Below are 21,904 nucleotides of genomic sequence, written 5' to 3' on the forward strand. Positions count from 1 at the left end.
CCATGCGGTGTGCACCCGTATGATTAAGATGACGGGTGCGCTTCGCCACGGTATGGACTACGAGCTCGCCATCGAGGGCACCCCGGACGCAGTGCCGGGCGGCACGGTCGCATTGCTCATTCATCCGTCCACCGGTGCGACCGACCGCATGGACACCGACTTCCTGAAAGCCGACACCGATCACTTCCTCGTGGTGTCGACGCGCACCACTGCCCGCGAGGTCACACAGAAACTCGAATACTACGACGTCGACGAGGACCGCGCGGAGATCCTGGACACGCTGTCCGTCGAACACGGCTACTCGCGGCGAGCCGCCTCCCACATCCGGTACGTCTCCCGGCCCGGGGACGTCGACGGGATCCTGGCGTCCATCGACGAGTTCCTCACCGACACCGACGGCAAGCGTCGGGTGAGCTTCGACTCGCTGACCGAGCTCGCGTACTACGCCGACGAACACCAGGCTCTCGATGCGTTGCAGCGGCTGCGTGGGATCGTGGAGCGCCACGACGCCACCGCCCTGGTGCACGTGTCCGCGGAGGTCCACGACGAGGACGCGCTGAGCCGGTTCCGCGACGCCAGCGATCTCGTCGTCGAACTCGACGCCGACGGCACCGTGAGAACGGACCGCTGACAGCCGCCTACGCGTCGGTGTCGGCCGCGAACAGCTTTTCGGCCCACGTGACGGCGTACTCGCTGCCGTGGCGTCGGAACGCCGGCGAGTCGAGCGCCGCGAACGGGGTGGGCACGTCGACATCGTGTTTGACGGCGCTGCACGCCAGTTCGGCGGCGTCGGCGAACGACGTGGTGCCGTGGGCGAGCTCGCCGGACAGCCCGTCGAGCCGCGGCCGAATGCGCTCGCCGGCGTCCACCCAGGCGTCGTACAGGCGGGGGAAGTCGGCGTCCCAGGTCTCGAACTCGGGGCGCGTGTGCAGCCCGCGGAACGCGGTTGCGGCGGCGGCGGCGGTCTGGTAGACCGCCACCGGGTCGCCGTCGACGGCCGCGGCGAACGCCGGATACGCCGAGCCGAAGAGCCCGAGGAACCGCTCGGGCAGTCCGAGACCGGCCGCGACCAGCGCCTCCGCGACGAGGAAGTCGGCGAACTCGCTGGGGGTGCCTTCGATGCGGGCTTTCACGAACACCACCGGCGGCTCTGTCTGGGTCGTCCACGCGACGGCACCGTCGCCGGGCATTCCAACGACGAACTCCCGGGTGGCCAGCTGTGTCAGCAACGCCGGGCTGTCGGCGGGCAGCCAGTCGGTGTCGTACTCGTGTGGCGTGAGATCGTCAATCACCGGGAGCACGTCGTCGCGGTGCTCGGGGGACAGCGTCTCGAAGTCCGCGTCACAGTCGAGGACGACGGCGTCCGGGGCGTAGGCGTCCCGGACGGCCGCGAGCTCGCCGTCGAGGGCGCGCTCGGTGAACATTACGCCACGTTCACCAGCACGAGCAGGGAGAGAACGGCGGCGATAGCGACGGTCGACACGACGACTTTCGTTGGCGTGCTCATGGAGTGACGTTCGGCGTCCATTCCTTAAATCCGTGGCGTTCGTGGGTGTCAGTCGGCGGCCGCGGTGGGGGTGCCGTACGCCCGCCAGGCGCCCGACCGGAAGCGCACGAAGTTGACCGCGGCGCGCGTGTACATGTCGCCGACGATCGCCAGGAAGATCGCGGCGAACCCCCAGCCGAGCCCGGGGGCCACGGTGAAACCGGGGATGGTGAGCACGCCCAACGCGATCGTCGGCGTGGTGACGGGGCCGACGGAGAGCGAGTGCACGGTGGCGTCGATCACCCACGGGCCGGCGGAGACGATCTGTCCGGGGTCGAGCGCCAGGAACGCCAGCGGGAGGCGGACGATGTACGTCCCGACCAGTCCGCCGTACAGCGGCCAACGGGTGTCGCCGGCCCCGCGGAGCGCGCCGCGGAGCGTGCGCGCCACGGAGAACCCGGCGACGCTGAGCCCGAAGATGCGGATGAACGTCACGGTCAGGGAGAACCGCTCGGGGGTGAACGCGGACGCGATGGGGCCCGCAGCCACGAACAGCAGCGCGCCGATGATGAGTTGGGTGGCCAGCGCGACGCGCAGCGTCTGCCAGCCGTAGGCGGCCGCCTCATCGGGGTCGCCGGCGCCGAGTTGCTGACCGACGAGCGTCGATGACGCCGTCGAATACCCCCACGCGGGCATCAACGCCAACAGCATCACGCGGCGGCCGATGGCGTAGGCGGCGACCACCTGGTGGCTGAACAGCCCGAGGACGAACAGGAACGGGAACCGGCCGAACGTCCGGGAGAGCCGGGTGCCCGCCAGCGGGAGGGAGACGCGAACGATCTCGCTGGCGACGCCCCAGTCCCACTGCTTGCCGCTGAACGAGAGGGTGACATCCCAGCGCCCGGAGAGCAGGACGGCGAAGAACACGATGCCGGCGACGGCGTTGGCGATCGCGGTCCCCCAGGCGGCGCCGACGACGCCCAGCTCGGGGAACACCCAGATCCCGAAGATGAGCACCGCGTTCAACGCGATGTTCGTGGGGAGGGTGATGAGCCGGACGTACATCGGCGTCCGGGTGTCGCCGGCGCCGGCGAGCGCCCGCGACGCCGTCATCCCCCAGAACCGGAACACGACGGTCAGCATCACCACGCGGAGGTACGCCGCACCCAACTCGATGATCTCGGGGTTGCTGTTGAGCAACCCGATCATCGAGTCGGCGTACACCCAGGTGCCGGCGGTGATGGGCAACGACACCAGCAACGCCAGCCACAGCGACTGCTTGATCGCGAAGTTGGCGCCGGCGTGGTCGTCAGCACCCTTGAACCGGGAGACGACACTGATCGTGCCGGACGTGAGCGCGAGCGCGAGCCCGAACGGAATGAAGTAGTACTGGAAGCCGATTTCGAGGGCGGCGACCGCGGTCGACCCAGTGGCAATACTCACCATGAAGAAGTCGGCGGTCCGCAGCAGCGTCCGGAGGCCGCCGGTTACCATCGCGGGGACAGCCAGATCGAAGGCCTCCTCGCCCCTGCGACGGTCGACGAGACCGAGACGCGCCAGGAACGCTGGGAACAGCGCCAGCAGTGCCTGCGCGCGGTTGCGAAGAGACATGTGTGTAGGCTGGCGGGCTACAGGGCAAAACAACTTCTGCACTCGGCAGCACTGCGGCGTGAAAACTACGGCGTGCGACCGTGAAACAGTCTCATACTACCGTTTCACGGTGTGGTCTGTCGGGCAGGACGCGGGTGGGACTGCGGGCTATTCGACGTCGGTCGGATCGGCTGCTTCCCAGGCGTCCGGAACCTCGATGACGTACTGGCCGTCCTCCTGGAGCGCGATGATGTACTCCTGGCGGTCGTACAGCTCCATGAGGTTGAGCTCGTACTGGCCGGGGGCGACGATGCGGATGGACTCGAACTGGTCGTTGAGTTCCTCGCGGAGGTCTTCCAGGTCGGGCTCCGCCTCGTCGGTGTCGGGCTCCTCGACGACGCGGCCGTCCGTGGGTTGGTCGGGAAGCGTGGACACGTCGACGACCTCGCTGCGGGCGGTTGCTTGCGCGCCGTCCTCGTCGTCGGGTGTTGCGGCGCGAACACCGGGGTCGGCGTCGGGTGCGGTCGCGCCCGGACTGTCGGCTGCCGGGTCGGACTGCGTGTCGTCCTCGTCGTCGGGTGTCGGATCGTCGGCGGGTGTGTCTGCCTCGGCGACGGCGTCACGGACGCGGTCGGCGGCGCGGCCGACAGCGCCCGAGACCGTGCTGGAGTCGGCGTCCGAGCCGTCGGATGGCGTGGGGTCATCGCTGGGACTGTCCGCAGGGATCTCGCTGGGATGGTACTGGAACTTGTTGCCGCCGCAGTCCGGACACCCCGACAGCATCTCCTTGGAGCCGTCCGCGAAGACGTGCCCGCAGTTCGTGCATTGGTGGGGCATTACTGGCGGGAGATGAGCGCGCTGATCAGCGTCTCATCCTTGTGGAGGGATTGGATCTGGTTCGCCGGCCCGATGACGGTCAGTTTCGACGTCTCCTGGGCACCCATGAGCCGCCCGAGGAGGGTGGTGTTCGAGGTTTCGGACTGGGGGAAGCTCTCGATCTCGATGCCGGAGAACCCGTCGGGGTTGATCTCGCTCATCGTGACTTCGATGAGCTTCGACTCCTCGTCGGGGGTCAGTCCGGACTCCAGGACGACGATGTCACCCTCCCGGACGCTGTCGAGGATGAGTCGGATCTTCTCCATGGAGGTCTTGCCGTTCATCCGCTCGGTGCTGATGAGGTCGACCTGAACGCCGTCCTGTGGTCCGTCGCCGCTGCTGCTGGTTGTTTCTGGCATGTGCGGTCACCCGAAGTACGCCGCGATCTTGTCGTAGACCTCGTCCATGTTCTCGCCCTCCAACGCCGACAGCGGGATCGTCTCGTGTTGGGGGAAGGCGTTGGACACGCGTTGGATGTTGGCGTCGTCCAGGTCGGTTTTGTTCGCGAGGATGAGCACGGGCAGATCTCGGCTCTCGATGATGCCGATGAGCATCGTGTTCACCTGCGTGAACGGGTCGTTGGTGGCGTCGAGCACGTAGATGACGCCGTCGACGTCCTCCCGCAGCCAGTGCATCGCCTCGGCGACGCCTTCGGTGGCCTCCCGAGAGCGCCGGACGGCCTCGTCTTTCTCCATGTCGTGGTCGAGGAACTGCGAGTAGTCGACTTTCGTCGTCACGCCGGGCGTGTCGACGATGTCAATGGTGACCGTCTTGCCGTTGCGCTCGATTTCGACGTTTTCCTTGCGGCGGGCGCGCCGCGTCTCGTGGGGAATGTGGCTCTCCGGACCGACGGCGTCACCCGTCCAGTCGCGGGCGATGCGGTTTGCAAGCGTTGTTTTCCCGGCGTTGGGCGGTCCATAAATCCCGATTCGTTTCGGCTCCGAGTCGTCGGCGAACAGACTCGCCGTGACCCGAGAGACGCTGTCGCGTAAGTCTGCGAACAGTCCCATCCTTGCTCTCCATTCGCACCCCATGCCTTGTATGTTTGACGCAGGACGTGTCTGGATGCGTATAAAACCCCAGTGAGAGGGCGTAAAATCCGTCAGACGAGGGTCTGACCGTGGTCAGATCGAACCCCGGCTCTGGGACTGACATCAAAACGAGAGTGCACCCCGTCAGCCACGATGTAGCCACACCCACGTCAGACGATATCAACACACACGAACATCCACAACCCCCCACCCCTTCGTTTCGGGTGGAACTCCAGAACAGGGACGGCCCCGACCCACCCGCCAGCCAAGATCAGCACCCAAACGCAACTAGAACTAGACAACTACCGTATTCTGCTTCTAGTTTTTGCTAGTTTGCGGTTATTGTTCTGATTGTAGGGACTTAGTAGTATCGCTACTCTAGAAGGGGGGTGGGGACCCCCCACCCCACAGAAGACTCTCGTTCCACTCGAAACGAAGGGGTGGGGGGTTGGCAGCCACGTTTGGCCCCAACCTCTGTTTCAGGTGGAACGGCGATTCATCGTCTTCCTCCGCGGGTCGCCCCGGCTGGTTCCGGACCGCATCTCTTCCCCCTCTAACCGGCGGGACATCGGATGGCGGGGGTCCTGGTATCGGGTTGCTGTGATCGTGCCTGCCCGGAAGCGTCCCCGCTATCGTAACTTATTAGTCCGACTCGGACCCACTGTTTCATCTGCATCAACTGGAACGCTGTCGGAGCGGGGACGCTATACCGCCCGCTGATGGCCTTGCTGGCCGTTCTCTCTTCCCGACTGCGTATTCCACCCGAAACAAGGGGGTGTGCGTGAATACATGACAGACGATCGGTCGACGGACGAACGGCGAACCGCGGACCGCGACTTCGAAGTCGACCTCGACGACGTCCTCGACGACGAGGACGACGACGAGGGACTCTTCGATGACCTGCTCAGCGGCGAGCCCATCTTCGAGAACAAAGAGGTCCTGCGGCCGTCGTACACGCCCCACGAACTCCCACACCGAAACGACCAGATCAACAACATGGCGACCATCCTGGTCGCGGCGCTCCGCGGTGAGACGCCGTCGAACATCCTCATCTACGGGAAGACGGGCACCGGAAAGACGGCCAGCGCGAAGTTCGTGAGCCAGGAGTTGGAGAAGACCTCCAAGAAGTACGACGTTCCCTGTGAGGTCGAATACATCAACTGTGAAGTCACGGACACCCAGTACCGGGTGCTCGCACAGCTCGCCAACACGTTCATCGATCAAAACCGGGCGTTCGTCGACGCCCGCATCGCCGACCTCTCGGACCTCCGGGCACAGGCCGACGACGACCCCAACGCACTCGAAATAGGGGGGTCGCCGGGAGACGATCGTACAGGCGACGAATCGAGTGAGGGCTCCGATGTTTCGGACAGCTTTTCGGATCTTCGGGAGCGCTTCGACTCCGTCGCGGAGATCGACGACCGCATCGACTCCCTGGAAGCCGACAAGGCCGAGATGGAACAGGTCCCCATGACAGGGTGGCCCACTGACCGCGTGTACGCGACGTTCTTCGACGCCGTCGACTACGTCGAGCGCGTCGCGGTCATCATGCTGGACGAGATCGACAAGCTCGTCGAGAAATCCGGCGACGATACGCTGTACAACCTCTCCCGCATGAACTCCGAGTTGGACAACTCCCGGGTGTCGATCATCGGCATCAGCAACGACCTGAAGTTCACCGACTTCCTCGACCCCCGTGTCAAGTCCAGCCTCGGCGAGGAGGAGATCGTGTTCCCGCCGTACGACGCCAACCAGCTGCGGGACATCCTCCAGCACCGGTCGGACGTCGCGTTCAAAGCCGACGCGCTCTCGGACGACGTCCTCCCGTTGTGTGCGGCGTTCGCCGCTCAGGAGCACGGCGACGCCCGTCGCGCCCTTGACCTGCTGCGGACCGCCGGCGAGCTCGCGGAGCGCGACCAGGCCGAAAACGTCACCGAGGACCACGTGCGCCGCGCCCAAGACAAGATCGAGCTCGACCGCGTCGTGGAGGTCGTCCGAACGCTGCCGACACAGAGCAAGCTCGTGCTCTACGCCATTCTCCTGTTGGAGGACAACGGCGTGCACAACGTCAACACGGGTGAGGTGTACAACATCTACAAGACGCTGTGCGACGAGCTCGACGCCGACGTGCTCACGCAGCGCCGGGTCACCGACCTCATCAGCGAACTCGACATGCTCGGCATCGTCAACGCCGTCGTCGTCTCGAAGGGCCGGTACGGCCGCACCAAAGAGATCTCGCTGTCGGTTCCGGTCGAGGAGACGGAGGCGGTCCTCGAAGCGGATTCGCGGCTCAGCGACATCGAAAACATCACGCCGTTCGTGCAGGCGCGCTTCGAGAACAATTAGTGGATGCTAGTCGCCGGCGGTCGCCCGTTCGCTGTGCTGTGACTGCCCCCGCACCGGGGTTGCGAGCTTGTACACTGCGTACACGAACAACACGAGCAGCGCCGCCAACACCAGCGCTGCCCGTACGTTCGGGGCGACCGCGGCCGCCGTCAGCACCTCGCCACTTTCCGTCGTCGGTACGTACGGCGGGCCCGCCAGGAACTCCACGAGGCCGCCGCCCACCACGCCGAGCACCATCAGTCCGCCGCTGAGTCCCATCACCGCCTTGTCGAGTGTGTCAGTCATGTCGTGTCACCGTGTTATCCGAGGAGGTATTTGAGCCGCGGTGCCCCCTGAACGAGGCCCGTGCGCTCGACGATGCTGTCCAGGCCGTAGTAGCGGCCGGCGCCGAACACGATGATCGTGGTGAACAACAGCAAGCCCATGAAGTCACTGTTGACCACCCCGTGTGCGTATTCGGCGTTCCCGATCCAGAACATGGTCATGAACATCACACCGCCGAACGACGCGAACCGCGTCAGGAGCCCGACGATGAGCGCCAGCCCGATCAGCGTCTCGAAGATCACGACCATCGGGCCGATGATGCCGGGGTAGCCCGCCAGCGTCGTACCGACGGGTGCCAGCACCGTTCCCGCCATCCCCTGCAAGTAGCCCGACGGATCGAACGTCAAGCCGCCTTCGAGCAGCTTCGTGAAGCCCGCGTGGAAGAACCACCAGCCAGTCAGCACGCGCACGACCGCGATCCAGTACGCCGGCCAGGTGCCGGCGGCTCCGTAGCCAGCGCCGGACTCCGTCCCCGCTCGTGTGTTGTATCCCATCGCGTTCACCTCGTGTCATCATCCACAGTCACATTACTTAAATGACAGACGTGGTTCCTGGCTCCTGGCGTCGGTTCTCAGCGCATGGGAAGCACCGGCCGGTCACAGCGGGATATGAAACGAGTTATACGCTGGGGTTCCCGAATGCCAGCATATCCATGCGCGCTCCCTTCGATTCGGACGACACTCCGGATCTCCAGGATGTCCTGGATGCGCTGGATGACGCGGGCTGTCGAGACATCATCGAAGCGCTCGACGAACCGCGCACCGCCAAGGAGATCTCCGACCGAAGCGGCGTCCCGATGTCCACGACCTACCGGAAGCTGGATCTGCTGACTGACGCGGCGCTGCTCGAGGAGCGCGCGGTCCTGCAGGACGACGGCCACCACACCACCGAATACGTGGTCGCCTTCGAGGACGTTGTTATCACCCTCGACGACGACGACCGCACGCTCGGTGTCGGCATCCACCGCCCGCCGACGTCGACCGACGAACGGCTCGAAACGCTGTGGACAGAGGTGAGCAAAGAAACATGATACACTACGAAGTCGTGGTCGCGCTGAAGACACTCACGCTGGCGCTCGGCGGTGCCGTCACGTATTTCGCCGCGAAGGCGTGGCGGCGCACGAGCTCGCCGGCGCTCCGGTCGTTGACGATCGGGTTCGGGTTCGTGACGCTCGGCTCGCTGCTGGCGGGGGGGATCGACGTGCTGTTGAACCTGCAAAGCAATTTCGCCGTGTTGACCGAGAGCGCGCTCACCGCGATCGGGTTCGCGGTGATCGTCTACTCGCTGTACGCCGAGTAGCCGGCTACGCCTGGCCCAGCGCGCGCTCGCCGCCGAGCGCCGCGCCGCCGGGGCGCTCCACGGTTGCCTCCCCGGAGATCACCAGCCGCACCCAGCCCGCGAACGGCACCCGGTACTCCGCGGTTCCCCGCACCCAGCCGGGCTTGACCGGCTCCGACAGCCCGGCCGACTGGTCGTAGTAGTTGTTCGATCTGTTGTTGTCGCCTTTCGTGATGAAGCCGGCGTGGGGTGCCGGACAGTTCCGCAGCTCGCTGCAGCTGTCCGCGGCGACGATCGACTCGTCCGCGCGGTCGTACCAGTTCTCCTCGTTGTCGACCCAGAACCGTGCGCGGTGAATGATCGGGACTGCCCTGCTGTTGCCGTCCGGTTCGTAGACGATCACGTCGCCGGTCCCCCCGATCTTCTCGTAGCCGTGGGCGGTCGCAGTCCTGTGCGGGACAACGCCCGTCTCGCCGGACGCGTACTCCGGGCTGAGGCGGTGTTCCTCCGTGACGAACACCAGATCCCCCTTCTGGAGGTTCGGCTGCATGCTGCCGGATTCGACCGCCACCAGTGGCGGCCACACACCGCTCACGGAGAACAACAACAGCCCGACCATCGACACCACGAGCAGACTCGAGAGGGCTTCCCGGACGAACAGCACGTCCGCCCGATCAGTCGACCAGAACCACCGGACTGCGGCCCGGGGGCCGTCGGTCGGATCGGGGACATCGTCGCCGGTCATTGCATACCGGTTCGGTCGTACCGCGTTTCAACGTTGCCCTCCCGTCGGTTCCGGTGCCGGCCCGCGGTCATCTCGCCATGCTTATCTCCTCGTCGCGCCTTCGAGTCCGGTGTGCCATTGGAGCCATCGGTGCGCGTGGTCCGCGAGTTGACGAGCCGCGGATACAACGCCGACCGGGAGGCGGTGACGCTGCTCGCGGGCGCTGACGACCCGGGTGCAGCAGTCGAGCGCGCGGTCGCCGCCGCCGCAGCGGACGCGGCGACGCTCACCGTCAGCGACGTTCGAGCGGTGCTCGATGCCCACACCGCTTCGAGTGCCGCGCAGACGTCCGCGCCGGCATCGACGCCTCCCGACGAGGCGACGACACACACCGATCCGTCGGCCACGGACACACCACCCAACCACGACGGCGGGCGCGCGGCCACCGCGGACGCGCGCAGCGTCGAGATCGACGGGGACATGACGGGCGCGTCCACGGGAACCGGCGAGTACCAGGACTTCGTGTCGGTGTTCCGCGACCGGTACGACCGCCTCGCCGCACAGCTCCGGGGTCGCGTCAACCACCGGCCGACCAGCGCGCTCGCCTCGATGCCCGGGGGCAGTGACGCCGCCATCGTCGGCATGGTCAACGACATCCGGTCGACCACCAGCGGCCATTGGCGCGTCGAGTTGGAGGACACCAACGGCGTCTTCCCGGTGCTCGTGTTGAAAGACCGCGACGTCTCGGATCTCGTCGACGACCTCCTGTTGGACGAGGTGATCGCCGTGTCGGGCACGCTGGCCGACGACGGCACCATCCTCTTCGCCGACGACATCTACTTCCCGGAGGTTCCCCGCACGTACTCGCCGAGCACCGCCGACCGCAGCGTGCAGGCCGCGCTCATCTCCGACGTGCACGTCGGCAGCCAGGAGTTCGCCGCCGACGCCTGGCGGTCGTTCGCCGACTGGCTGCACACGCCCGCCGCCGAGTCCGTGGAGTACCTGCTCATCGCCGGCGACATGGTTGAGGGCGTCGGCGTCTACCCCGGCCAAGACGAGGAACTCGACATCGTCGACATCTACGACCAGTACGAGACGTTCGCCGAACACCTCAAAGACGTGCCCGGGGACATGGAGATCGTGATGATTCCGGGCAACCACGACGCCGTCCGGCTCGCCGAACCGCAGCCGGCGTTCGACGAGGAGCTGCGGTCGATCATGCGCGCCCACGACGCCCGCATCACCAGCAACCCGTCGACGGTCACCATCGACGGCGTCTCGGTGCTGTTGTACCACGGGGTGTCCCTGGACGAGGTGATCGCCGAACACCCCAGCGACGACGTCACCTACGACGACCCCCAGAACGCGATGGAGCTCCTCCTGAAAAAGCGCCACGTCGCCCCGCCGTTCGGCGGCCGCACCCGGCTCGCGCCCGAGGCCGAGGATCACCTCGCCATCGACACCGTTCCGGACGTGTTCCACACCGGCCACGTCCACAAGCTCGGCGTCGGCATCCACCACAACGTCCGGCTTGTCAACTCCGGGTGCTGGCAACACCAGACGGCGTTCCAGGAGTCGGTGAACATCTCGCCGGACGTCGCCACCGCCCCCATCCTGGATCTGGACACCCTCGACATCACGGTGCACAAGTTCTCGTAGCCACGGCGGCGAGCCTTGCACCACCCGCCGTGTTTATGCCCGCGCGCGCCGACGCTCCCGTATGCGAGAGGACTTCCTGCTGTTGAATCCCGGCCCCGTTCCGGTCGCCCGCGAGGTACGCGAGGCGATGAGCGCGCCGATGGTGTCCCACCGATCGGCGGCCTTCGAGGCGGTCTACGAGCGCGCCCAGGAGCACGTCGAGTACGTCTTCGAGGAGTCGACGCCGTCCGGGGACACGACGTCTGCCGGCGGGACGGCGCTGTTGTTGAACGGCACCGCGACCATGGGCATGGAGGCCGCGGTCGGCAACCTCGTCGGGGGCGGCGGCGAGGTGGTGGCCGTGGTGAACGGGAAGTTCGGGCGGCGGTTCGCGCGCGTCGCCGAGCGGTACGCCGATGTCACGCGGGTGACCGCCGACTGGGGCGCGCCCGTGGACCTCGACGCCGTCGCCGACGCGGTCACCACCGAGACGGACGTGGTGACGATGGTGCACAACGAGACCAGCACCGGGCTGTTGAACCCCGTCGACGCGGTCGGCGATATCGCCGCCGACGCGGACGCACGCTACGTCGTCGACGGCGTCACGAGCATCGGCGGCGACGAGTTCCGGATCGACGACTGGGGCGTGGACATCGCGGTGACCGACGCCCAGAAGGCGTTGGCCGCACCGCCCGGGTTGAGCGCGGTGTACGTCACCGACGACGTGGTGCCGGCGTTGGACGGCGAGGCCGCGCCGTTCTACGAGGACATCGAGTGGCATCTGCGGAAAGCGGAGTCGAACCAGACGCCGTTCACGAGCGCCGTCCCCCTGTTCCGTGGGCTCGCGGCGGCCGCCGCGCGCATCCGCGAGGAGGGAATGGCCGACCGCATCGCCCGCCACCGCCGGCAGGCGGCGGCGTTCCGGGACGGGTTCCACGAGATGGGGTTGGCGTCGTTCCCGGAGTTGAACGACGCCGCGGCGTACTCGAACACGCTCACCGCCATCCGGCTGCCGGCGGGCGCGCGTGGCGCGGACGCCGCCGCGTTCATGGACGCCGTGACGGCGCGTGGCGTCTCGATCAGCGGCGGGCAGGGCCATCTCGGCGGCGAAATCTTTCGCGTGTCGAACATGGGCCAGCTCACGGCCCAACAGGTGGTTCGGGGCGTGCGCACTGTCGGTGACGCACTCGACGAGGTCGGGGTTGACGTGGCCGTTCACGACGGCGTGGCCGCCGCACGGGCAACGCTCGAACAGTAGGCGCGCTCGCTACTCGCGTCGGCGGTCCCGCAGCGCCAGCAGCGCGGGCAACGCGACGGCCGCAAGCACGAGTTCAGCGCCGCCCGCGATCGCGAACGCGTCCTGGAAGCCGCGGCGGTCGGCGATCCAGCCGCCACCCACGATGCCCGCCAAAAACCCCAGTGAGCCGGCGATGTTGAACCCCGCCATGTGGACGCCGCGCTCGGTGTCGGGCGCGATGTCGGTGACCAGCGCCATCGTGGCGGGTGCCATCAGCGCCCCCAGCACGCCGACCGTGACCATGCCGGCTTGTGCGACCCGCAGCCCGGGCGCGACCCCCACGCCGGCGACCGCGACGCCGTACAGCGCGGACCCGGCGGCGATGGGGATGGTGCGTCCGATGCGATCCGAGAGGCGGCCGAAGGGGTACTGCAGCAGGGCGAACGGCGCGAAAAACAGCGCGAGCGTGAGCCCGGTTGCGCCGGCGTCGAGGCCGAACCTGGACTGGAAGTACAGCGTCCCGACGAGCGCGAAGAACCCGGCGGTGAACCGGTCGATGAAGCCGAACGCGTACGGCACCAGGACCGCCGGCGTGTCACGCACCGCGAGCACGGCCGCGGACAGCCGCGACTGGGTGGTGGTGGGGGCGTTGTCCGGGAGCCGGGCGGTGACGGCGGCGGCGACGGCGAGCGCGACGCTCCCGACGACCAGTGGGGCGCGCGGCGCGAGTTCGGTGAGCTGGCCGCCGATGGGCGCGCCCAGTGCGGTGCCCAGCCCGATGGCGATGCCGGCCGCCCCCATGTCCGCCCCGTGGTCGGCCGAGAGATCCATGAGCATCGTCATCGCCAGCGAGAACGCGCCGATCGTGGCCGCGCCCTGTGCGACGCGCAACGCGAGCGCGCCGCCGAGCCCGAGGGGGGACACAGCGAGCACGGCGTAGCCGAGGCTGCCGGCGGCGGCACCCGCGGCGATGAACGGGGTGCGGCGGCCGGCGCGGTCGCTTGCGGCCCCCCAGACGCCGGCGAACGCGACGAACGCGCCGAACTCGGCGGCGAGAAACCACCGGCTCGCGGTCTCCGGGGCGGCCGCGCCGTAGGCTTCGACGAGGTCGGTCGCGCCCGGATAGACGAGCACCTGTGCGAACAGCACTGCGAACACGACCGAGGCTAAGGCGGCGCGCTCCCGGGTGGCCATTCGGCGAGGGTTGGGATCGAAGCATCAAGAGCGCGGCGGCTGTGGCGGAACCCGCCCGGGCGGTCGCCTCTCGTGTGGCCCGCGGCGCGATGGCGGCGGCCCTTGCCGTGATTGCTGTGCATAATACGGTGGCGAAAAATTACTATTAAGTATGCACCGACGGGGGACCGATGCCGACCACTGAGCTCGACGGGTTCACCTTTGCCTGCGGTGACACCGTCGACAGCCTCACCGTCGCCTACCGCACGTACGGCGACTACACCGGCTCGAACGCGGTGCTGGTCTGTCACGCGCTCACCGGCAGCCAGCACGTCCGCGGGCGCGCCGACGGCGACGATCGAGGCTGGTGGCCGGACATCGTCGGCCCCGGACGCCCCATCGACACCACCGAGTACTTCGTCGTCTGCGCGAACGTGCCCGGCTCCTGCCACGGGACCGACGGTCCGCCGGCCGACGGCCCCGGCGGCGACCCCTGGGGCACCGCCTTTCCCCCCGTCACCGTCCCGGACTGGACACGCTGCCAGCGCCGCCTCCTCGACACCCTCGGCGTCGACCGCCTGCACGCCGTCGTCGGCGGGAGCGTCGGCGGCATGAACGCCCTCGATTGGGCGCGGCGCTACCCCGACGACGTACACCGGATCGCCGCCGTCGCCACCGCACCACGCCTCGACGCCCAATGCCTCGGCTTGAACGCCATCGCACGCCGCGCCATCCGCAGTGACCCGAACTGGAACGACGGCGACTACTACGGCGGCGCACACCCCGACCGGGGACTGGCGCTCGCCAGACAGCTCGGCCACGTGATGTACCTCTCGAAGGCGTCGATGGCCGACAAGTTCGGCCGCCGGACCGCCACCACCGACACCGCCCTCCCCGCCGACCCCGCGGCCGAGTTCTTCGCCACCCGGGACGTCGAATCCTACCTCGACTACCAGGCCGACACGTTCGTGGCCCGCTTCGACGCCAACAGCTACCTCTACCTGCTGCGCGCCATGGACGCCTACGACCTCGCGGCAGGGCGGCCCTCCGTCGCCGACGCGCTGGCGGCCTTCGACGGCGACGCGCTCGTGCTGTCGTTCACCGGGGACTGGCATTTCACCGCCGCACAGAGCGCGACCGTCGCCGACGCCTTCCGGGCGGGCGGCGCCGCCGGCGTCGCCCACCACGTCGTCGACTCCGACTACGGCCACGACGCGTTCCTCGTCGACTCCGCGGCCGTCGGCCCGCCGCTGGCGGACTTCCTCGCCGCCGGCACCGACGGGGCGGCGGTCACCGACGCCACCGGCGGTGTGTGACACTCCCGAAGCCCGGCAGCACCTGCAGGTGTCGGCGCGGTTTATACCACTGGTGCCGTACCCCCAGTCATGGGCCACGACCACGGACTCCACACCAACAGTGTACACGCCGGCCAGCGCGTCGACCCGGCCACGGGCGCTCGCGCGCCGCCGCTCTACCAGACCACGTCGTACGCCTTCGAGGACAGCGCCGACGCCGCCGGCCAGTTCGCCCTTGAGCGGGACGGCTACATCTACTCGCGGCTGATGAACCCCACCGTGGAGACCCTCCAGGACCGCCTCGCAGCCCTCGAAGGCGGCGTCGGCGCGGTCGCCACCGCGTCCGGAATGGCCGCCCTGGATCTCGCGACGTTCCTGCTGGCACGCGCCGGCGACTCCGTCGTCGCCGCCAGCGACCTCTACGGCGGCACCGTGACGTACCTCACGCACAGCGCCCAGCGCCGCGGCGTCGACACGACGTTCGTGGACGTCCTCGACTACGACGCCTACGCCGACGCCATCGACGCCGACACCGCCTACGTGCTCGTCGAAACCGTCGGCAACCCCAGCCTGATCACGCCCGACCTCGAACGCATCGCCGACATCGCCCACGACAACGGCGTTCCCCTGCTGGTGGACAACACGTTCGCGACCCCCGCGCTGGCAACCCCGATCGACCACGGTGCCGACATCGTCTGGCACTCCACCACCAAATGGATCCACGGTGCCGGCACCACCGTCGGCGGCGCGCTCGTCGACGCCGGCAGCTTCGACTGGGACGCCCACGCCGCCGACTACCCCGAGATCGCCCAGGAAAACCCCGCCTACCACGGCGTGACCTTCACCGATCGCTTCGGGGACGCCGCGTTCACGTACGCCGCCATCGCCCGCGGGCTGCGCGATCTGGGCAACCAGCAGTCGCCGTTCGACGCCTGGCAAACCCTCCAGAAGCTCGAAACGCTCCCGCTGCGCATGCAACAACACTGCCGGAACGCCCAGCTCGTCGCCGAACACCTCCGGGACCACCCCAACGTGTCGTGGGTCAACTACCCCGGACTGGCCGACCACGACACCCACGACAACGCGACCACCTACCTCGATTCGGGCTACGGAGGCATGCTCACGTTCGGCGTCGAGGACGGCTACGACGCCGCCCAAGCGGTCACCGAGGAGACCACGCTTGCCAGCCTGCTGGCGAACGTCGGCGACGCCAAAACGCTCGTGATCCATCCCGCCTCCACCACCCACCAGCAGCTCACCCCCGAAGCCCAGCGCGCCGGCGGTGTGCGCCCCGAGATGGTGCGGGTGTCGGTCGGCATCGAGGACCCCGCCGACATCGTCGCGGACCTCGAAACCGCCATCGAGGCCGCGGTCGGGTCGGCGTAGCGCCGCCCCGCCACGCCGCCGTGGACTGACCACCACCGCATAACACGCCACACCTCCTACGGTCGACGATGGCAACGCGCGACCTCCGCTCCGATGACCCGTCAACCGACCCCGACGCCGATTACGACTACACCAGCGACAGCGTCGAGCGCCCCGGGCTCGTCGACGACCTCCGCGAGCGCGTCGACGGCGACGTGCGCTTCGACAGCTACACGCGCCAGCTGTACGCCACCGACGCCAGCATCTACGAGGCGCTCCCGGTCGGCGTCGTGTTCCCCACGTCCACCGACGACGTCGCCGCCGTGGTCTCGTACTGCGCCGACCGCGGGATCCCCGTGCTCCCCCGCGGCGGCGGCACCAGTCTCGCCGGCCAGGCGGTCAACGAGGCCGTCGTCCTGGATTTCAAACACGCGATGAACGGCTTCGTCGGGTTCGACCCCGAGGCCGAGACCGCGCGCGCCCAGCCCGGGATCACGCTCGCGGCCCTCAACGACGAACTCGCCGCCCACGGTCTGAAGTACGCCCCCGATCCCGCGTGGGGGGACAAGAGCGTGCTCGGCGGGGCCATCGGCAACAACTCCACGGGCGCACACTCCCTGCAGTACGAGAAAGCCGACGGCTACCTCGAATCCGCCGAGGTCGTGCTCGCGGACGGCACGGTGACCACGCTGGGCTGGGTGGACACCGACGACCTCGACGCGCTCGCGGACCCCGACGGCGACCTCGAAGCCCGCATCTACGCCGACCTCCGGCGGCTCCTCGACGAGGAAGCCGACCGGATCCGCGAGCGCTTCCCGGACCTCAAGCGCAACGTCTCGGGGTACAACTACGACCGCCTGCTGGCGGACGCCGAGGCCCACGGCGCGGTGAACGCCGCCCGCCTGCTCGCCGGCAGCGAGGGCACCCTGGGCATCATCACCGAGGCGGAAGTCTCCCTGGAGCCGGTCCCCGCGGAGACCGCGGTGGCGATGCTCACGTACGACGACGTGCGCGACGCCATGCAGGACGTGGCCCCCGTTCTCGATCACGACCCGTCCGCCGTTGAGGTGATGGACGACGTGTTCCTCGATCTCGCGCGGGACACCGACGAGTTCGCCGACGTCGTCGGGCTGCTGCCCGACGGCACGGACTCGACGCTGCTGGTGGAGTTCTACGCCGACAGCCCGGCCGAGGCCCGCCGCCGCGTGGCCGACCTGCTGGCCGACCGCCTGCCCAGCGCCACGCCGGCCGCCGACCCACCCGGAGCCACCACCACCGACGCCCCCGTGCACGCGGTGGACGCACTGGAGGCCTACGACGACGACCGCCAGGCCCACTTCTGGAAGATGCGCAAGGCCGGCCTCCCCATCCTGTTGTCCCGCACCAGCGACGAGAAACATTACCCCTACATCGAGGACACCGCCATCCCCGCCGACCACCTGCCGGCGTTCGTCGCGGACTTCCAGGCCATCCTGGACGACCTCGACACGGTCGCGTCCTACTACGCCCACGCCGGTCCCGGCGTCCTGCACGTCCGCCCGCTCGTGACCCTCGCCGACGAGGCGGGCGTCGCGAAGATGGCCGAAATCGCCGACCGCGTCACCGACCTCGTCGTGGAGTACGGCGGCGCAGTGTCCGGGGAGCACGGCGACGGACGCGCGCGCAGCCAGTGGAACCGCAAGTTCTACGGCGAGGACCTGTGGGCGTCGTTCCGCCGCACCAAGGCGGCCTTCGACCCCGACTGGATCCTCAACCCCGGGCCGGTCTGTGGGGACGCCGCCGGCGAGATCGACATGACCGACCACCTGCGTGTCGCCCCCGACGACGAGTTCGACGCCGGGTTCGACCCCGCACTGAACTGGGACACCGAGAACGGATTCCGGGGCATGACCGAGCTCTGTCACGGCTGTGCCGGGTGCACCGGCCACCAGGACACCACCGGCGGCGTGATGTGTCCGACCTACCGCGCCGCCAACGAGGAGACACTCAGCACGCGCGGGCGTGCGAACATGCTGCGCTCGGCGATGAACGGCCACCTCCCCGCCGACCCCCTCGACGACGAGTTCCTGACGGAGGTGCTGGATCTCTGTGTGGGCTGCAAGGGCTGCAAACTCGACTGCCCCAGCGGCGTGGACATGGCGAAACTCAAAACCGAGGTGAAACACGCCAGCCACCAGGCCGACGGCGTCGGCGTCCTCGACCGGCTGTTCGGCCACACTGAGGCGCTGTTCCACCTGGGGTCGGCGCTCGCGCCCGTCTCGAACTGGGCCACGGCGCTGCCGGGTGCCGGCGCGCTCGCCGAGAAAACCCTGGGCATCGCCGCCGAGCGCGACCTCCCGACGTTCCGGCGGGAGAGCCTCCGGGCGTGGTTCGACGCGCGCGGCGGCAGCCGGGTGCCCGAGGCAGCCGCCGAGCACACGGTCCTGCTTGCGCCCGACCCGTACACCAACTACAGCACGGTCGCCGTCGGGAAAGCCGCAGTGCGCGTGCTGGAGGCCGCGGGCGTCCACGTCGCGCTCCCCGACGGCGTCGGCACCAGCGGGCGGCCGGCGTACTCGCGGGGGTTGATCGACCGCACCCGCCGGATCGCGCGCGAGAACGTCGCGGCGCTCGCGCCGAAGGTCGCGGACGGCTGGGACGTGGTGTACGTCGAACCCTCCGACGCGGTGATGGTCCAAGACGACTACCACGACCTCCTGTCCAGCGCCCCCGCGGCGTCCGTCGCCGCCAACACGTACGGGGTCTGCGAGTATCTCGACCGTCACGGGCTCGACGCGGCCGCCGGCTTCGACGCCGACGGCGAATCGCTGGCCTACCACGGCCACTGCCACCAGAAAGCCCAGCAGCGCGACCACCACGCCGTCGGCGTCCTCCGGCGCGCGGGCTACGAGGTCGACCCGCTGGATTCGACGTGCTGTGGGATGGCCGGCAGCTTCGGCTACGAGGCCGAGCATTACTCGATGAGCCAGGCCATCGCCGACATCCTCGCCGATCAGGTCGCCGACAGCGACGCCGACACCGTGACTGCGCCGGGGTCGTCGTGTCGCAGCCAGCTCAGCGAGCGCGACGACGTCGACACCGACGGTGCCCCGCCACATCCCGTCCAGAAGCTCGCCGACGCGCTGTGAGCGCGGCGCTCACGCGATGCCGTGGTCGTCGAGCACGCGCCCGAGCGCGTCCATCGACGAGACGGTGTGATCGCAGTGGGCGTCGACCCCCGGCTTCGGGTCGACCCCGATCGCGGTGCCCGCGGCGTCCAGCATCGGCACGTCGTTTGCGCCGTCACCCACGGCCACCGCGGCCGCGGGCGTGATCCCAGCCGCCTCGCAGGCGTCCCGGAGCGCGTCGTCTTTCGTGCCCTCGACCAGGGGGCCCTCGACCGCGCCGGTGAGCTCGCCGTCGGCGGCCACGAGGCGATTCCCGACCACGCTGTCGGCGGCCACGCCGGCGGCGTCGAACGCCGCGGCCACGCCCGGCTTGAAGCCGCCGGTCAACACCACGACCCGAACACCCCCATCGCGGAGCTTCGCCACCAGATCGCCCGCGCCGTCACGCAGGCGGACGCCGTCGTAGACAGCGGCGGCCGCCGACTCGGGCAGCCCCGCGACCAACTGGGCGCGCTCCCGGAGGCTGTCGGCGTACGACAGCTCCCCGCGCATCGCGCGCTCGGTGATGGCAGCCACCTCGTCGCCGACGCCCGCGCGCGCCGCGATCCGGTCGAGCATCTCCGACTCGGCCAGCGTGCCGTCGAAGTCGAACGCCACCAGTGTCATGCCCGGAGTTGCCCTGCGGCCAGCATAAACACCCCACATCCGGCAGTATTTCAGCGCCGACCAACACAGCATCGTGTATCACTCTCGGGTGCGGGCTCCGGTAGCGCCCCACACACATGCGGAAACGCTTATCGGCGCGCGCCCTGACCCACTCACATGCGAGTTCTCGTCACCGACCCCATCGCGGACGCCGGCCTCGACCGGCTCCGGGACGCCGGCCACGAGGTCACAACCGCCTACGACGCCACGGGCGACGCGCTCTTAGACGCCGTGAGCGACGCCCACGCGCTGATCGTGCGATCCGGCACCGCTGTCACCGACGCCGTCTTCGAGGCCGCCCCCGACCTCGTCATCGTCGCCCGTGCCGGCATCGGCGTCGACAACATCGACATCGACGCCGCCACCGACCACGGCGTCATGGTCGCCAACGCCCCCGCGGGGAACGTCCGCGCCGCCGCCGAGCACACCGTCGCGCTGGCGTTCGCGGCCGCGCGCTCGATCCCGCAGGCCCACGCCCGCCTCGACGCCGGCTCGTGGGCGAAAGACGACTACCTCGGCACCGAACTCTCCGGCAAGACGCTCGGCGTCGTCGGCCTCGGACGCGTCGGCCAGGAGGTCGCCACGCGCCTCGACAGCCTCGGCATGGACCTGGTCGCCTACGACCCCTACATCGGCGAGGACCGGGCGGCACAGCTCGGCGCGGAGCTGGTCGACATCGAGACCTGCGTCGCGCGCGCGGATTTCCTCACGATCCACGTCCCACTCACCGACGAGACCGACGGCCTCATCGGCGAGGCCGAACTCGCCCGGATGGACGGCGGCTACGTCATCAACGTCGCCCGCGGCGGCGTCGTCGACGAGGACGCGCTGGCCGACGCCGCCCAGGACGGCGTCATCGCGGGGGCCGCCCTCGACGTGTTCCGCACGGAGCCGCTCCCGCCGGCGTCCCCGCTCCACGACGCCGACAGCATCATCACCACGCCACACCTGGGCGCGTCCACGAAGGCCGCCCAGGAGAACGTCGCCACCGACACCGCCGACCAGGTCGTCGCCGCGCTCGCCGGCGATCCGGTGGTGAACGCGCTGAACGCGCCCAGCGCCGAGCGGTCGGCGTTCGACCGCATCCGCCCGTTCGTCGACCTCGCGGAGACCGCCGGCACCGTCGCCGCGGCGCTGTTCGACCCCCGCATCGAGCGCGTCGACGTCACGTACCAGGGCGAGGTCGCCGACGAGGACGTCGCACTCGTCACGGCGGCCGCCCAACAGGGCGCGTTCGCCGGCCTGGAGTGGCAGGTCAACGCGGTCAACGCCCCCCGGGTGGCCGAGAAGCGCGGCATCGCCGTGACGGAGACGAAAAACCACCGCAGCGAGGCCTACCAGAGCCTGGTTTCGGTCACGGTGGGCAACGGCGACGCGGAGCTCACCGTCTCGGGCACGCTGTTCGCCGGCGACGACCCCCGGCTCGTGGAGATCGACGGGTTCCGCGTCGAGGCCGCCCCGAACGGCCACATGCTCGTCGCGCGCAACCACGACACGCCCGGCGTCATCGGGTTCATCGGCGGCGTCCTGGGCACCGCCGAGGTGAACATCGCGGGCATGTTCAACGCCCGCGAAGCCCGCGGCGGGGAGGCGCTCACCGTCTACAACCTCGACGCCGACGTGCCCGCGCGCGCCCTCGACGAACTCGCCGGCGACGACCGCATCGTCGACGTCACCAGCATCGAACTGAACGGCGAGTAGCCCACTCGGGCCGCCGACGGCCCACGCC

Annotated in this window: 20 protein-coding genes; 10 read left to right on the forward strand and 10 right to left on the reverse strand. The window is 68.9% G+C overall.

Features of this window, described 5'->3' with window-relative positions; genetic code table 11:
* The first annotated feature begins 52 nt into the window (after positions 1-52).
* Entirely contained in the window at positions 53-631 is a 579-nt protein-coding gene (locus JRZ79_RS22685) for a hypothetical protein (protein ID WP_136361661.1), read from the forward strand.
* Positions 632-638: 7 nt separating this feature from the next.
* Here JRZ79_RS22685 and JRZ79_RS22690 read toward each other — a convergent pair whose 3' ends face one another.
* The 5 genes from JRZ79_RS22690 to JRZ79_RS22710 all read right to left on the reverse strand — a co-directional run bounded on the left by JRZ79_RS22690 (position 639) and on the right by JRZ79_RS22710 (position 4,962).
* Positions 639-1,424, reverse strand: coding sequence for a hypothetical protein (locus JRZ79_RS22690; protein ID WP_010903794.1), 786 nt, complete (start codon positions 1,422-1,424; stop codon positions 639-641).
* A 131-nt stretch (positions 1,425-1,555) separates the two neighbouring features.
* The gene (locus JRZ79_RS22695) at positions 1,556-3,097 is read right to left on the reverse strand and encodes an MATE family efflux transporter (protein ID WP_205251242.1); all 1,542 of its coding nucleotides are present in this window, start codon (positions 3,095-3,097) and stop codon (positions 1,556-1,558) included.
* A 147-nt stretch (positions 3,098-3,244) separates the two neighbouring features.
* Positions 3,245-3,913: a Zn-ribbon domain-containing protein gene (locus JRZ79_RS22700; protein WP_205251243.1), complete on the reverse strand. Its 669-nt coding sequence runs from the start codon at positions 3,911-3,913 to the stop codon at positions 3,245-3,247.
* Positions 3,913-4,311 (reverse strand): DUF2073 domain-containing protein, encoded by a 399-nt coding sequence (locus JRZ79_RS22705; protein ID WP_012289500.1) that lies wholly within the window; start codon positions 4,309-4,311, stop codon positions 3,913-3,915. The genes JRZ79_RS22700 and JRZ79_RS22705 overlap by 1 nt, the downstream gene beginning before the upstream one ends.
* Positions 4,312-4,317: 6 nt before the next feature.
* Positions 4,318-4,962 (reverse strand): Era-like GTP-binding protein, encoded by a 645-nt coding sequence (locus JRZ79_RS22710; protein ID WP_012289501.1) that lies wholly within the window; start codon positions 4,960-4,962, stop codon positions 4,318-4,320.
* 810 nt (positions 4,963-5,772) lie between these two features.
* Between JRZ79_RS22710 and orc7 the strand changes: the two genes are divergently transcribed.
* Positions 5,773-7,329, forward strand: a complete 1,557-nt coding sequence (gene orc7, locus JRZ79_RS22715) for a DNA replication protein Orc7 (protein WP_205251244.1) — start codon at positions 5,773-5,775, stop codon at positions 7,327-7,329.
* 6 nt (positions 7,330-7,335) lie between these two features.
* Here the strand turns inward: orc7 and JRZ79_RS22720 are convergent, their stop codons facing one another.
* On the reverse strand, positions 7,336-7,614 hold the full coding sequence (locus JRZ79_RS22720) for a hypothetical protein (protein WP_010903801.1): 279 nt from the start codon (positions 7,612-7,614) through the stop codon (positions 7,336-7,338).
* Positions 7,615-7,628: 14 nt separating this feature from the next.
* Positions 7,629-8,147: a DoxX family protein gene (locus JRZ79_RS22725; RefSeq protein WP_205251245.1), complete on the reverse strand. Its 519-nt coding sequence runs from the start codon at positions 8,145-8,147 to the stop codon at positions 7,629-7,631.
* Positions 8,148-8,305: 158 nt separating this feature from the next.
* Between JRZ79_RS22725 and JRZ79_RS22730 the strand changes: the two genes are divergently transcribed.
* A complete protein-coding gene (locus JRZ79_RS22730) occupies positions 8,306-8,683 on the forward strand; it encodes a helix-turn-helix domain-containing protein (RefSeq protein ID WP_205251246.1) in 378 nt (125 codons plus the stop codon).
* Complete coding sequence (locus JRZ79_RS22735) at positions 8,680-8,952, forward strand: hypothetical protein (protein WP_010903804.1); 273 nt, start codon at positions 8,680-8,682, stop codon at positions 8,950-8,952. The genes JRZ79_RS22730 and JRZ79_RS22735 overlap by 4 nt, the downstream gene beginning before the upstream one ends.
* Before the next feature lie 4 nt (positions 8,953-8,956).
* On the opposite strand, the gene JRZ79_RS22740 is transcribed toward JRZ79_RS22735, so the two are convergent.
* The gene (locus JRZ79_RS22740; RefSeq protein WP_205251247.1) at positions 8,957-9,676 is read right to left on the reverse strand and encodes a S26 family signal peptidase; all 720 of its coding nucleotides are present in this window, start codon (positions 9,674-9,676) and stop codon (positions 8,957-8,959) included.
* Between the two features lie 111 nt (positions 9,677-9,787).
* On the opposite strand from JRZ79_RS22740, the gene JRZ79_RS22745 reads away from it, so the two are divergent.
* Both JRZ79_RS22745 and JRZ79_RS22750 read left to right on the forward strand, forming a co-directional pair.
* Complete coding sequence (locus JRZ79_RS22745) at positions 9,788-11,314, forward strand: DNA-directed DNA polymerase II small subunit (RefSeq protein ID WP_012289503.1); 1,527 nt, start codon at positions 9,788-9,790, stop codon at positions 11,312-11,314.
* 61 nt (positions 11,315-11,375) lie between these two features.
* The gene (locus JRZ79_RS22750; RefSeq protein WP_205251248.1) at positions 11,376-12,551 is read left to right on the forward strand and encodes an alanine--glyoxylate aminotransferase family protein; all 1,176 of its coding nucleotides are present in this window, start codon (positions 11,376-11,378) and stop codon (positions 12,549-12,551) included.
* A gap of 9 nt (positions 12,552-12,560) precedes the next feature.
* Here JRZ79_RS22750 and JRZ79_RS22755 read toward each other — a convergent pair whose 3' ends face one another.
* Complete coding sequence (locus JRZ79_RS22755) at positions 12,561-13,724, reverse strand: MFS transporter (RefSeq protein WP_205251249.1); 1,164 nt, start codon at positions 13,722-13,724, stop codon at positions 12,561-12,563.
* 170 nt (positions 13,725-13,894) lie between these two features.
* Here JRZ79_RS22755 and metX point away from each other — a divergent pair, with 170 nt between their 5' ends.
* The 3 genes from metX to JRZ79_RS22770 all read left to right on the forward strand — a co-directional run bounded on the left by metX (position 13,895) and on the right by JRZ79_RS22770 (position 19,491).
* Positions 13,895-15,019 carry a homoserine O-acetyltransferase gene (gene metX, locus JRZ79_RS22760; RefSeq protein WP_205251250.1) on the forward strand — a complete coding sequence of 375 codons (1,125 nt, stop codon included), beginning with the start codon at positions 13,895-13,897 and terminating at the stop codon, positions 15,017-15,019.
* A gap of 69 nt (positions 15,020-15,088) precedes the next feature.
* Complete coding sequence (locus JRZ79_RS22765) at positions 15,089-16,384, forward strand: O-acetylhomoserine aminocarboxypropyltransferase/cysteine synthase family protein (RefSeq protein WP_205251251.1); 1,296 nt, start codon at positions 15,089-15,091, stop codon at positions 16,382-16,384.
* Positions 16,385-16,452: 68 nt separating this feature from the next.
* On the forward strand, positions 16,453-19,491 hold the full coding sequence (locus JRZ79_RS22770; RefSeq protein WP_010903811.1) for an FAD-binding and (Fe-S)-binding domain-containing protein: 3,039 nt from the start codon (positions 16,453-16,455) through the stop codon (positions 19,489-19,491).
* Positions 19,492-19,500: 9 nt separating this feature from the next.
* Here JRZ79_RS22770 and serB read toward each other — a convergent pair whose 3' ends face one another.
* Positions 19,501-20,136, reverse strand: a complete 636-nt coding sequence (serB, locus tag JRZ79_RS22775) for a phosphoserine phosphatase SerB (protein WP_205251252.1) — start codon at positions 20,134-20,136, stop codon at positions 19,501-19,503.
* Positions 20,137-20,292: 156 nt separating this feature from the next.
* Between serB and serA the strand changes: the two genes are divergently transcribed.
* Positions 20,293-21,876: a phosphoglycerate dehydrogenase gene (gene serA / locus JRZ79_RS22780; RefSeq protein ID WP_205252235.1), complete on the forward strand. Its 1,584-nt coding sequence runs from the start codon at positions 20,293-20,295 to the stop codon at positions 21,874-21,876.
* Positions 21,877-21,904: the final 28 nt, after the last annotated feature.

This window comes from Halobacterium sp. BOL4-2 (assembly GCF_016917835.2).
GTDB classification, from domain to species: Archaea; Halobacteriota; Halobacteria; order Halobacteriales; family Halobacteriaceae; genus Halobacterium; species Halobacterium salinarum.